14 protein-coding genes are annotated in these 13,427 nt (G+C 40.2%); 6 read left to right on the forward strand and 8 right to left on the reverse strand.

Going from position 1 to position 13,427, the window contains the following annotated elements; genetic code table 11:
• Positions 1-77: 77 nt before the first annotated feature.
• From AC5WOF_RS11030 to dnaA, 8 genes are all read right to left on the reverse strand, one after another.
• A complete protein-coding gene (locus tag AC5WOF_RS11030; protein ID WP_496050014.1) occupies positions 78-401 on the reverse strand; it encodes a hypothetical protein in 324 nt (107 codons plus the stop codon).
• Positions 402-500: 99 nt separating this feature from the next.
• Complete coding sequence (gyrA, locus tag AC5WOF_RS11035; RefSeq protein WP_496050015.1) at positions 501-2,936, reverse strand: DNA gyrase subunit A; 2,436 nt, start codon at positions 2,934-2,936, stop codon at positions 501-503.
• A 48-nt stretch (positions 2,937-2,984) separates the two neighbouring features.
• Positions 2,985-4,889, reverse strand: a complete 1,905-nt coding sequence (gyrB, locus tag AC5WOF_RS11040; RefSeq protein ID WP_496050016.1) for a DNA topoisomerase (ATP-hydrolyzing) subunit B — start codon at positions 4,887-4,889, stop codon at positions 2,985-2,987.
• A complete protein-coding gene (locus AC5WOF_RS11045; protein ID WP_496050017.1) occupies positions 4,886-5,113 on the reverse strand; it encodes an extracellular matrix regulator RemB in 228 nt (75 codons plus the stop codon). Before AC5WOF_RS11045 ends, gyrB begins: the two co-directional genes overlap by 4 nt.
• A 15-nt stretch (positions 5,114-5,128) precedes the next feature.
• A complete protein-coding gene (gene recF, locus AC5WOF_RS11050) occupies positions 5,129-6,244 on the reverse strand; it encodes a DNA replication/repair protein RecF (protein ID WP_496050018.1) in 1,116 nt (371 codons plus the stop codon).
• 15 nt (positions 6,245-6,259) lie between these two features.
• Positions 6,260-6,469, reverse strand: a complete 210-nt coding sequence (gene yaaA / locus AC5WOF_RS11055) for a S4 domain-containing protein YaaA (RefSeq protein WP_496050019.1) — start codon at positions 6,467-6,469, stop codon at positions 6,260-6,262.
• 18 nt (positions 6,470-6,487) lie between these two features.
• On the reverse strand, positions 6,488-7,621 hold the full coding sequence (dnaN, locus tag AC5WOF_RS11060) for a DNA polymerase III subunit beta (RefSeq protein WP_496050020.1): 1,134 nt from the start codon (positions 7,619-7,621) through the stop codon (positions 6,488-6,490).
• 233 nt (positions 7,622-7,854) lie between these two features.
• The gene (dnaA, locus tag AC5WOF_RS11065) at positions 7,855-9,246 is read right to left on the reverse strand and encodes a chromosomal replication initiator protein DnaA (RefSeq protein ID WP_496050021.1); all 1,392 of its coding nucleotides are present in this window, start codon (positions 9,244-9,246) and stop codon (positions 7,855-7,857) included.
• Positions 9,247-9,850: 604 nt separating this feature from the next.
• Between dnaA and AC5WOF_RS11070 the strand changes: the two genes are divergently transcribed.
• The 6 genes from AC5WOF_RS11070 to AC5WOF_RS11095 all read left to right on the forward strand — a co-directional run bounded on the left by AC5WOF_RS11070 (position 9,851) and on the right by AC5WOF_RS11095 (position 13,426).
• Positions 9,851-10,363 carry an NUDIX domain-containing protein gene (locus tag AC5WOF_RS11070; protein ID WP_496050022.1) on the forward strand — a complete coding sequence of 171 codons (513 nt, stop codon included), beginning with the start codon at positions 9,851-9,853 and terminating at the stop codon, positions 10,361-10,363.
• A 672-nt stretch (positions 10,364-11,035) separates the two neighbouring features.
• Positions 11,036-11,617 (forward strand): DUF4269 domain-containing protein, encoded by a 582-nt coding sequence (locus tag AC5WOF_RS11075; RefSeq protein ID WP_496050023.1) that lies wholly within the window; start codon positions 11,036-11,038, stop codon positions 11,615-11,617.
• A 225-nt stretch (positions 11,618-11,842) separates the two neighbouring features.
• Entirely contained in the window at positions 11,843-11,977 is a 135-nt protein-coding gene (rpmH, locus tag AC5WOF_RS11080) for a 50S ribosomal protein L34 (protein WP_028778273.1), read from the forward strand.
• A gap of 76 nt (positions 11,978-12,053) precedes the next feature.
• Complete coding sequence (rnpA, locus tag AC5WOF_RS11085) at positions 12,054-12,428, forward strand: ribonuclease P protein component (protein ID WP_496050024.1); 375 nt, start codon at positions 12,054-12,056, stop codon at positions 12,426-12,428.
• Complete coding sequence (gene yidD, locus AC5WOF_RS11090; protein WP_240875221.1) at positions 12,425-12,634, forward strand: membrane protein insertion efficiency factor YidD; 210 nt, start codon at positions 12,425-12,427, stop codon at positions 12,632-12,634. The genes rnpA and yidD overlap by 4 nt, the downstream gene beginning before the upstream one ends.
• Before the next feature lie 36 nt (positions 12,635-12,670).
• Positions 12,671-13,426, forward strand: a complete 756-nt coding sequence (locus AC5WOF_RS11095) for a YidC/Oxa1 family membrane protein insertase (protein ID WP_496050025.1) — start codon at positions 12,671-12,673, stop codon at positions 13,424-13,426.
• The last annotated feature ends 1 nt before the right edge of the window (position 13,427 follow it).

Below are 13,427 nucleotides of genomic sequence, written 5' to 3' on the forward strand. Positions count from 1 at the left end.
TACGGATCCCCATCATAGACGCACACAAGAAGTGACATGCACTTAATTGTGCTTCGCCTATGTGGGGTGAACTGACCCTATGCGTCTTGCAACATTTCCTTCACTCGGAAGGTGATGCTCTCAGCAAGTTCAGCGTCGTCCAACCCGCTGGAGTACATAAACGAATCCCCATCGAGTTGCTTCTTTGCACTGACGGCCAGTTGATTAGCCTCTTTCAGTTGCTCTACCACTCCAGCGGGGAGCTCTGCGGGGTGCCTCGCTATCCCCGCCATGAGGGTGTAGTAGTTGGCAAGCCTGATGTAACCGCGTCGCTTATCTCGCTCGAAATCTCGACGCAGCTCCCCCGCTTTATCAGTACATTCTTGCGACTTTTCCAACAGCTCTGCACGATCTAGGTTCACGATGTTCCCTTCAGGTCAGAGGGAGACATAGAGTCTCCTGACTACTATCATTATATCTCAAAAAAATAAAATCCCCCACCCATTTGGGCAGGAGAAAATTTACTCATCTTCTTCATCTGTAATCTGTACCCGTGCAACTGTTGCTACTTCTTCATCTTTCGCCATCTTGATCAATCGCACACCTTGCGCATAGCGTCCAAGGCATGATATGCCTGAGATGTTCATGCGAATGACTACACCCGCTTGGGTAACGATCATTAAGTCTTCTTCTTCGGAAACCATCGTATGCCCAACAACAGGACCATTTTTCTTCGTGATGTTGAGGGTTTTGATTCCTTTCCCGCCACGGGACTGGGATCGGTATTCACTGATCGGGGTTCGTTTCCCATACCCTTTTTTGGTCACGATCATGACATCTTTACCCGGCTCGACAATATCCATGTCGATGACATAATCGTTATCTCCAAGCGTGATTCCTTTCACACCTGTAGCTGACCGGCCCATCTCCCGCACATCCAGCTCTGGGAAGCGAATAGACATACCATGACTGGTACCCATGATAACCTCTTGATCCCCATCTGTTAGTCTCACACTTACTAACTCATCGCCTTCACGAAGATTGATAGCAAACAGACCATTTTTGCGGATGTTTTCAAAATCAGACAGCTTTGTCTTTTTCACTACTCCAGCTGTTGTAGCAAAGAAAAGATTAAAGTCATCGGTAAATTGTTTTACTGGGATAACTGCCTGAATTCGCTCATTTTGCTCAATCTGGATCAGGTTGATGATTGGTGTACCTTTTGCAGATCGTCCCAACTCAGGAATCTCATAACCTTTTAAGCGATACACTTTACCTTTATTGGAAAAGAAGAGGATATGATTATGAGAGCTGGTCACAAATAGCGTCTGGATGAAGTCATCCTCGCGTGTTCCCATACCTGTAACACCTTTTCCACCGCGACGCTGTGCTCGGTAAGTGGATAGTGGCATACGTTTGACATAGCCTCTATGTGTCAGCAAAATGGCAACTTCTTCTTCTGGAATCAAGTCTTCTTCCACAATGCTATCCACATTGATTTTGATGACAGTTCTCCGTTCATCGCCGTACTGCTCTCTGACTTCTACCAATTCTTTGCGGACAACTCCACGAATCCTAGCCTCATCCGCTAGAATCGCTCTTAGTTCTTTGATCGTAATTTGCAGTTCTTGATACTCACTTTCAATCTTATCGCGTTCCAAGCCAGTTAATCGCTGCAAACGCATATCTAAAATTGCTTGCGCTTGCTTTTCACTCAACCCAAACTGCTCCATCAAACCGCTTCTAGCTTCCCCTGCTGTTGCAGAAGCACGAATCAAAGCGATCACCTTATCGATTTGATCCAATGCAATGCGATAACCCTCTAAAATATGAGCACGTTCTTCTGCTTTATTGAGATCAAATTGGGTTCTGCGACGAATCACTTCAATTTGGTGATCTAAGTAGTGAGAGAGTGCCTGATGCAAATTGAGCACACGAGGTTGACCGTTCACTAAGGCTAGAGTATTTACTCCAAAGCTTGTCTGTAAAGTGGTATGCTTGTACAAATTATTTAAGACAATACGAGGATTTACATCCCTGCGCAATTCAATGACAACACGCATACCGTTACGATCTGATTCATCACGAAGATCAGTTATTCCGTCGATTTTTTTATCTCGAACCAATTCCGCAATTTTTTCTACTAATTTCGCCTTATTTACTTGATAAGGGAGCTCTTCCACGATAATGCGCATTTTTCCATTTTGCGCTTCTTCGATGCGTGTTTTCGCTCGGATTTGGATACTGCCTCGCCCTGTACGGAACGCTTTCCGAATTCCTTCGTAACCGAGAATAATTCCACCTGTGGGAAAATCAGGACCTTTGACGATTGGTAATAGATCCTCAACTGTCGTTTCTGGATTATCGATAATAAGCAATAAACCATCAATGATTTCACGTAAATTGTGCGGTGGTATATTGGTTGCCATCCCGACCGCAATCCCAGATGTACCATTGACTAGTAGATTGGGGAAACGGGCAGGGAGCACAAGTGGCTCTAGCTGTTGTCCATCATAGTTAGGTCCAAAATCAATCGTATCTTTTTGGATCTCTCTCAGCAATTCTAGTGTGATAGAAGCCATTTTAGCTTCCGTATAACGCATTGCTGCTGGTGGATCACCATCGACAGAACCAAAGTTACCATGTCCATCGACTAACATATAACGGTATGAAAAATCTTGCGCCATACGAACCATTGCTTCGTATACAGCTACATCGCCATGGGGATGGTATTGGGCGGTGACATTTCCAACTACCCTTGATGACTTTTTATACTGTTTGTCAGGTGTCATTCCCAACTCATACATGGTGTATAAAATCCGTCGGTGTACCGGTTTGAGTCCATCACGGACATCTGGCAATGCTCGGCTCACGATAACGCTCATAGCATAGTCAAGAAAAGAAGATTTCATCTCTTGGCTGATATTTACTTCTTCTACACGTTCTGTATTTGCCATCCGTTTCATCAACTCCAACTAACGGATATATCCGTTTCCAGCTATCTCCTACACGTCTAGTGTTGCTTGATTTGCATACTCTTGAATAAAATCTCGTCTAGGTTCTACTCGATCTCCCATCAACATTTCAAACACTTGATCAGCATCCATCGCATCTCTAAAGGACACTTGACGAAGTGTTCGACTATCAGGGTCCATCGTTGTCTCCCAAAGCTGGGTAGCATTCATCTCTCCCAAACCTTTGTAACGCTGAATTTCAATCTTACCTTTGCCTTCTAATTCTTTGACTACTTGTGCTTTCATTGCATCAGAATATGCATAGCGAATAACTTTTCCTTGTGCGATTTTGTACAGTGGCGGCTGAGCAATATACACATATCCCTCTTCGATCAGGGATCTCATATACCGGAAGAAAAAAGTCAATAGTAGAGTGCGGATGTGCGCTCCATCGACATCCGCATCCGTCATAATGATTACTTTGTGATAGCGGGCTCTATCAATCTGAAAATCATCTGCTATCCCAGTTCCAAGCGCCGTAATAATAGTTCGTACTTCTTCATTCGACAAGGCTTTATCCAAACGTGCTTTTTCAACGTTGATAACTTTACCACGAAGAGGAAGGATCGCTTGGAACATTCGATCACGACCTTGTTTTGCCGTACCGCCAGCTGAGTCACCTTCAACCAAATACAATTCACTGATAGAAGCATCTTTGCTTGTACAGTCTGCTAATTTCCCGGGCAATGAACTTACCTCTAATGCATTTTTCCGTCTCGTTAACTCCCGAGCTTTTCGAGCAGCTTCTCTAGCCCGAGCCGCTGTAACAGATTTATTGATGATCTTTTTCCCAATAGCTGGATTTTCATCGAGGTAAGCTTGAAAATAATCAGCAAATAATTGTTCCGTAGCAGAACGAGCTTCGCTATTTCCCAATTTTGTTTTGGTTTGGCCTTCAAACTGCGGATCAGGGATTTTCACACTGATAATAGCAGTCAATCCTTCACGTACGTCGTCTCCTGTCAAATTGCTTTCGCTATCTTTCAACAAATTGTTCCGACGTGCATAATCATTTATCACCCGGGTGAGACCCGCTTTAAAACCAGATTCGTGTGTACCACCCTCATGAGTGTGGATGTTATTAGCATAACTGTAGATATTGGAAGAGTAGGAATCGTTGTACTGCATTGCAACTTGAACTTGAATACTTTCACGTTCCCCCTCAATGTAAATCGGAGGTTGATTCAATGCTTCACGATTACGGTTGAGGTACTCCACAAAGGAGGAAATGCCACCTTCAAATTGGAATGACTCTTCTTTTATCTCTTCCCCGCGTTTATCTGTCAGAACAATGGTCACACCACGATTGAGGAAAGCAAGCTCACGTAGACGATTTCGTAAAATATCATATTCGTACTCGATTGTTTCCGTAAATATTTCTGGATCAGGTTGAAATGTGATGGTAGTACCGGTTTCTTTCGCAGTCCCAATCACTTCCAGATCCATTTGGGGTATACCTTGGGCATAAGTCTGCCGATGAATCTTTCCATCCCGTTTCACAATAACCTCTAGCTCGCTGGATAATGCATTTACAACAGAAACACCAACTCCGTGCAAACCACCGGAAAATTGATATCCTTCCCCATCAAATTTTCCTCCAGCGTGCAGTACTGTCATGACAACTTCCACCGCAGGTCTTCCTACTTTGGGTTGAATACCAACCGGAATCCCGCTTCCGTTGTCCACAACTGTCACACTATTGCCTGGATTAATAGTGACCCCAATCGTATCACATCGTCCAGCCAAGGCTTCATCGATACTGTTGTCTACTACTTCCCACACCAAATGATGCAGACCTCTACTGGATGTAGAACCTATATACATCCCTGGCCGTTTTCTTACAGGTTCTAACCCTTCTAAAACCTGAATTTGTGATTCATCATATCCAGTTGTCATAACACATTCACCACCTTTATTCCTGATTGAGAACGTTTTAATAATGTGTTGGAAGAGATTGGTGATGTATAAATCTGGCTTGTTGTGATGATAAATGATTTCACATCTTCATCAAGATTCGGGAAATGGATGCTAGATGAAGATTTTACAGCACCCACCGCATCGATTATTGCAACGACATCACTCAATCTAATCATTTGGTTTCCACCAAGGTGAATAAACAAAAAAACATCACCTCATCATGCGCGAGTAACATGACCATTTTGAACATGGTACACAACTGCTTGTTTTTGGGTTTGTAAATCTATTCCTTCTAATCCAGTAGCAGTAACAAAAGTTTGTACCCGGCCCCGGATCGATTCTAATAAATGAGTCTTCCTCGAATCATCTAATTCAGAAAGCACATCATCCAATAATAACACTGGAAAGTCACCTGTGGCTTCTTTCACTAATTGTAATTCTGCTAATTTCAGGGAAAGAGCAGCTGTTCGTTGCTGCCCTTGAGATCCAAATGTATGATAATCCAATTTATTGTGTTGGAGGGAAAAATCATCTCGATGAGGTCCAAGTAAGGTATTTCCTAACATTATCTCTTTCTTTCTCACTTTTTCAAGTGCCGCAAACATGCATTGTTGCATTTCTTGCTCGGACATGTGGGCATAAATCGGCACAGATGGAATATATTCTATTTGGAGGTGCTCTTCTCCTTTTGTGATCGAAAGGTGAATTTCTGCTGCATAAGTTTGCAGTTTGGACAATGATTCCAATCGCTTTCTCCAAATCGATACGGACAACTGCACGAGTTGTTCATCCAAAACATCCAAAAAAGTGAGTGGAAAAGTATTGTTTTTTGACAAATTTTTGAGAAGTTGATTTCGTTCTTTCAACAAATTTTTCAGCTGTGTCAAATGATGGACATAAGTAGGACTGACTTGACCAATTTCCACATCTAAAAATTTTCGCCTAACTTGTGGACCTCCCTTTACCAGTTGCAAATCTTCTGGAGCAAATAATACGACTGGTAAAGTTCCAATATATTGACTTAACCTCGCTACTTCCACACCATTTTTCTTGATTTTTCTACCTTTGGGAAGGAGTTTTAATTCCAATCTCCATTTTTGCTTATTTCCTTGTGTTTTAACCCGTACCATCGCAGATTGCTCACCAAATTGTATACATTCTTGAAGGGAACGAGCGCGATGCGACTTACCAAAAGAAATCATATATAAAGATTCCAACAAATTGGTCTTACCTTGTGCATTTTCACCTATAAACAAGTGAAGGTCCTCTGGACAGTCTAGTTGTAGTTCAGGGATATTGCGAAAATGTTGAAGTTGCAGCGACGTAACACGCAAAGAACAATCCCCCCACTAAACCAAATGTATCTTGCCAAAGCCTTCAATCTCCACTTCATCCTGTGGATAAAGTTTGCGACCTCTCCGATCATCGGGTTCTCCGTTTACAACAACTTGATATGATTGCAAAAAGATTTTTGCTTCTCCTCCACTGGCAATAACATCTAATGATTTTAGCAGCTGCCCAAGTGTCATGTATTCACCCTGAATAGGAATTTTTTTCATTGTAAGTTCCTTTCTTCATCACCGAGTACGAATGGGCACAATCAAGTGAAGTGAGTCATTACGATCAGTGGGTTGAATGAGGAAAGGTGTCATAGACCCTGTAAATTGGATATGAATTTCCTCACTATCAATGGTGCGGAGTGCCTCGATCATATAACGAGCGTTAAAGGAAATAGTCAAGGGATGACCTTTTACTTCAGCTTTAATCTCTTCTACTACACTTCCGATTTCTTGAGAAGCAGAGGTGATTTGCACTTGGTTATCACTCACAGTCCATTTTATCACATTATCTCTGCCATCCCTGCTAATAAGTGACGCACGCTCAACAGATTGTAACAATTCTTTTGTTTTCGTCGTTACTTCTACATCTCCTGATGGGGGGATAACACGGTTTGTGTCTGGATAACTGCCTTCAAGTAGCCGGGTGTAGAACGAAAGATATTGATTTTGTGCCAGTAACTGGTTTCCTGCTACAACTAAATCTACTAATTCTGTTTCATCAGCAAATGTTTTTGCTAGTTCACTCATACTTTTTCCAGGGATGATCACATTTTTTAAATTAAGTTCTGGCAAACTTTCTACTTGTGCACGTTGGCGAGACAGTCGATGACTATCTGTAGCGACACAAGTGAGCAGACCATCTTCTAATTGAAATAAAACTCCTGTAAATACTCCTCTAGCTTCATTCACTGCAACCGCAAAACTCGTTTTACGTACAAGTGTACGAAGTAAGTCAGCTGGTAGAGAGAACACTTGCTCTTCATATAATTGAGGGAGACTTGGATATTCTTCACTTGGTAATCCATGTAATTGAAATTCTGCTTTTCCAGAACGAATGGTAATGTTATTTCGTTCACCAACAATCCACTCTACCTCATTTCCAGGTAGTTTGCGAACTATTTCTGCAAAAATTTTGCCTGGAACTACAACACTACCACTTTCCTCTACGAACAATTGTTCCTTTTCTTCTTTTATTTTAGGAATTTTGGTTTCAATTGTCAAATCTGAATTACTACCTGTCAGTATCAAGTGATCATCTTCTGCTGTTACTTTTATTCCTGTTAAAATTGGGATAGTAGTTCTTGTCGAAACAGCTTTTGTTACTTGTGACACTGCTTCAACCAATACATTCTGTAAGATTCGTAATTTCATAATTACCTCCTCAGCATTTAAAAAAAATACTTTAACAATTTTTGATTGAAAAATTTCTTCCTAATCCTATTAATTAATTATTTATTTTTTAATAAAGACTAGTAGTAATAGTAGTAGTACCTGTGGATACTGTGGATAAGTGGGTTGAGCCAAGCAACAAAGCCTATACACGTTGTGGATAAGCTGTGTATAGGCAGAGGTGAGTTATCCACAGTTCCCACAATTGCCTGTGGTTAACTGTTTCGGCTGAGACGATTTTTTAATTCCATGATGACTTGCTCTAATTCTCGATCACTGGATAACATGCGACTAATTTTTTCATGTGCATGAATAACAGTAGTGTGGTCTCTGCCTCCAAAATCTTCGCCAATTTTAGGTAAGGAGCTATCTGTTAATTCACGGGAGAGATACATTGCTATTTGTCTAGGATAGGCAATGGTTTTCGTACGTTTTTTGCTTTTGAGATCTTCGACTCGCAGTTGGTAATAACCACCTACTACTTGCTGAATTTCTGGAATACCAATCAACTTTGGTTGATTAGGCGAGACGAGATTTTTTAATGCTTCATGGGCTAGATCTAACGAAATTGATTGATTAAGCATAGTAGAATAAGCGACGACACGTATGAGTGCACCTTCTAATTCTCGAATATTATTAGCAACTTGATCTGCAATGTAGTAGAGGACTTCGTTGGTGACTTCCAAGTTATCTGCAATTGCTTTCTTTCGGAGAATTGCTATTCTTGTTTCTAAATCTGGTGGTTGTACATCTGTGATAAGTCCCCATTCAAATCGAGAGCGTAAGCGATCTTCTAAAAAGGGAATTTCCTTGGGAGGACGATCACTTGAAATAATAATTTGTTTATGAGCTTCATGCAGTGTATTAAAAGTGTGGAAAAATTCTTCTTGTGTTCCTTCTTTTTTAGCAAGGAATTGAATATCGTCGATCAATAACACATCTACAGAGCGATATCTATTACGAAATGGCTCAACATTCCCGCTAACAATCCCATTGATAAATTCATTTGTAAACTTCTCTGAAGATATATAACAAATCCGGCTTTCTGGATTTTGTTCTTTTACATAATGGCCAATAGCATGCATCAAATGGGTTTTCCCCAGCCCGACTCCTCCATAGATAAAAAGCGGATTATAGGTGTTAGCTGGTTGAGCAGCTACTGCTAGGGAGGCAGCATGTGCAAAACGATTACCAGGGCCTATAACAAAAGTTTGAAAAGTATATTTGGGGTTGAGTTGAGCCGAAGTAGGTGTTTCATCTATTGCTGTTACTAAGTCAGAAACTGTTTGTTCTTCTTGTTTTTGAGCAGAGATTTCATCCGAATCCATGTTTTTATTTGTAGCATCGGTTTCTGTTTCATCTAAAGAATGGAGAATAAAGTCCACTTCCATCGGCACACCAGAAATTTCTTTTAAAGCGATTAATATTTTGCTCTTTGCTCGATGTACAAGCCAATCTCTAGTAAAAAAATCAGGGACTGCAATAAGTAAGAAGTTAGGTCGGCTCTCTACAACTTTCGTTTGAATCAATAATTGTTCTACATCTGCAGATTCATCGGAGCAAGCTGATTTTAAGGCATGGAGCCATAGTTCATCAGCAGAATACATAAGCAAAATCCTCCTTTCTTTCTAGTTATCAATTGTTATCCACAAAAAAAATAGATGAAGATCAAGTACTCCACAGAGTTATACACATTATCCACAATCTGTGGATAACTTTTATATGAAAAGTATAAGTTATGTACAACTTGACTTATCCACAGTCTGTGGAAAACTAAGTTTTGTTAAAAACTTATCCACGGAGAAAACAAAATAAGAATATCAAAATAGGCTAGAGATGACAAGGACTTTTGTCTAGTTATCCACTTACTCACAGCCTGTGGATAACTACTTATCCACAGGCTGTTTTTCTGTGAATAATCAGTGGAAAAGTTGTGGAAAAGTTCAAAAATAGTTGTCCACAGGTCATGATATTTTCACAAAATCGACGTAAAATCCATCAACCTGTGGATAACTTGTGGAAAAGTTGTTAATAACCTGTTAGTAAGCTGTTGATAATCAGTGGATAACTGAAAAAAATCCTTATATAACTAGGGCGATAGGATTTATTAATACACCAAAATGTTTTCCTATGATGTTTAGGAATAAGTTAATTGTTCAGCCTACCTATTGTGCTAAGCTTGTAATAGGCATGTCCCGTTTCATCAAGAGAATGGAAAGTATCGTGTGGATTTATCGAGTCTGGAATCTGCTCAAGAAGCTATTTCGGAAATGGGATATTCATCTGACCCTTTCTGTTGTGCGGGTATCCCTGATTAACTATGATGGCGAAGTGGCCATTTCTACTCGATCTCCTAAAGATCCTGTAATCCTGCGGGCATCTGCTAAGGATCAAGGCGATATTCAGAAAGAGTTGTTTGGTGGTTGCGTGAAAACGAATGAAACATTCGTTGAAGCGGATGCTAGAGAGCTGGAGGAAGAGTCAGGTATTGGCAGGGATAAAGTTACGATTTATCCGTACCTAGTAAATGAAAGAAAGATTCGAAAGTGCAGGATAGTCGTATACCACATCTTTGGTTTTGCGGCTTATATCCCTCTCCATCGAGAAGAGATCCAAATACAACTAAACCCCAAGAATCATGTTGATATTGCATGGTATTCTCGGGGGAGCTGCCTTCCAGCGGGCTTGATTCGTTTACACTGGAGGGAATCCACCATGCGTTGACGATTGTCGAGCGGGAAAGAGGGTTCCCATACTAAGGGAGCTCAGCTGGGTAGTGAAGCAACTCACTGCCCAGCTGGAAAAAGAAACAACTTCATTATAAATGGATTGATTAAGGTGATACTAAGAAGTCACCTGAAGAGGAAGCTTTGAACCCATATTACTTTTAGGTGATATGGGTTTTGTATTTTTCAAATCAAGTAATAGGACGGTAGTCATGGAATCCACAAAAGGATCGAAGAAAATTTTCATCTGTGGATAACTTGTGGATAACCTGTTGGTAACTTGTTAGTAAGTTGTTGATAAGCGGTGGATAACAAAAGAAAAGCCTTACATTCCTTTTGTTATAGAATTATATATTTTATTATGGTGTTTCTATACATGAAACAATAAAAATAAATCCAAGTGGTATTTTATAGGAATTTTTTTATCTGAAAAGACTTTTCCCTTTTGCGTTGTACCAAGATTTTCTCTTTTTCTGTGGATAACCTGTGGAAAAGTTGTTCATAACCTGTTAGTAAGTTGTTGATAAGCAGTGGATAAGTCATGGAAAGGCTTATGTTGTGAGGTGTATAGAATTTGAAAGTTGAATAGTATGCTTTTATATGAGACTGATTGGTGAAGACATTTCACAAAAACAAAAACGCCAAATTCCTTTGTAAGGTGGGTTGTTTTATGCGTTCACAATATAAAAGAGAAAGAAAATTTTTGGATATTACATATTTAAGACATGGAAATAATCGACAGAAAAAGGCTTATGCAGTATTAGAAGAGCTGTGTATTATGGATAGACTACAAAATTACAATCCTATTTTAGCTGGAACGATTCCAATTGAGATAGATATAGAAAGCAGCGATTTAGACATTTTATGTGAAGTATACGAACTTGGGAGTTTCAATGATTACTTACAGAAAGAATTTGGAGAGTATCCATGCTTTTTCGTATTGGAGAAAGAAAGAGATGCCAGAAAATATGTGGTAGCGAGATTTCGTTACGATAGATTCGATTTTGAACTTTATGGTCAAAATATACCAACCATTCATCAAAACGGTTATCGGCATATGGTAATTGAACACAGAATATTGAAGCTGATGGGCTCTACATTCAGAAATAATGTGATTCGATACAAAAAACAGGGTTTAAAAACAGAACATGCCTTTGCTAAGTTGTTAAATCTGAAAGGGGATGCTTATCAAGAAATATTAGAGCTTGAATTTCTAAGTGACGAGCAACTCATTTCTAGATTCTTGAAATAAACAATTGCTGGTATTGTTCCTTCTATGCTAGATATGGAAGGGTTATAGGGGGAATTACTAGTGGATTTGATTAGCGATATGATTGTGATTAGAAATCGATAACCAATCTCCTATTTTCTTGACACTATGCCCTTAAGATAGCTATAATATGGAGGATTGTCGGCAAATACGACTACTAAGGGAAGAGAAGGGAGGTAACCTTGAATTATATCAAGGTGAATATAAATGAAAAGAACTTATCAACCAAGTAACCGTAGACGCAAGAATGTACACGGTTTTCGTGCGAGAATGGCAACTAAAAACGGACGCAAAGTGTTAGCAGCACGTCGTCGTAAAGGAAGAAAAGTGCTATCTGCTTAATTCTAGGACCACTCACTAACTGTGGTCTTTTTTTCGATATAAATAATTCCTCGCTGGAGAATGGAGGAGTTCTACCTTGCAACGAGCATATCGTTTAAAGAGACGCAGCGATTTTCGCAAAGTTTTTCGTGGAGGTACTTCCGTCGCCAATCGCCAATTTGTGTTATACACTTTCAAGCGGACAGACGGGGAAGTAGCTCGAGTGGGTATCTCTATTAGTCGCAAGGTAGGAAAAGCCGTCGTGCGAAACAGGATAAAGAGATTGGTCAAAGAGGTTGTCAGGCAGTGGATGAATCAGATTCACCCACAACTGGACCTTATCCTCATCGCCCGTAATCCAGTAGCAGGGTTAGACTATATAGAGATGGAATCTAGCCTTCGTCATGTAATGAAACGAGCAAATGTGTTCACTCAACTGCCAAAAGTGAAAAAGAGGAGTGAGCAGAATTGAAAAAGCTAGCTATTCTTATTATCCACTTTTATCGGAAATTTATTTCACCGCTTTTGCCTCCCAGTTGTCGTTTTTACCCTACTTGTTCCCAATATGGATTAACTGCTTTGGAGCGACATGGATTTTGGCGCGGTGGTTACTATACAGTGAAGAGAATTTGCAAATGCCATCCCTTTCACCCTGGCGGGATTGATCATGTCCCCTAGAAAAGATTTGGCTTTATCCTTAAGGAGGAATTATTGTTGAGTAAGCGGCGAAAGTATTTTTTGTTTGCCTTAATCGCCCTTTTTGCCGTCCTCGTATTGAGTGGTTGTTCACCAACGGGAGCGCATTATGCGAAGTTAGATCCAAGTCATGCAGGTTTCTGGGATAAATATTTTGTTATTCCACTGGCTCACTTATTAGACTGGTTTGCCAAACTATTGGGGAACTATGGTTGGTCTATTCTAATTGTTACTTTCTTAGTGAGATTGATTATTTTCCCTCTCACTTATCGTCAGCAAAAAAGTATGCAAGAGATGCAGAAAATCCAACCACAGATGCTAAAAATCCGGGAAAAATACAAAAAAGACCCACAAAAAATGCAGCAAGAAACGATGAAATTATATCAAGAACACAGCATTAACCCGATGGCAGGCTGCTTTCCAATTTTGATCCAAATGCCTGTACTGATTGCGTTTTATCAAGCGATCGTTCGAGATGCAAATATTGCAAAGTCATCCTTTCTTTACTTGCAGTTAGGACAACCAGATCCGTATCACATATTACCATTGCTAGCTGCCATAACTACATACATTCAGTTTGTGTCATCTGGTACTGGAGATAATCCGCAAATGCGTATTATGGTTTGGATATTCCCTGTTATGATCTTTGTACTTGCATTTAGTTTCCCTGCCGCGATGGCCTTGTACTGGGTATATGGTAACGTTTTTACTATCTTACAATATCAATTGATCCTCAAGCCTTTGCTAAAAAAACCAGCTGGGGCGACAAAATAAT

Source organism: Shimazuella sp. NTD250 (genome assembly GCF_059510375.1).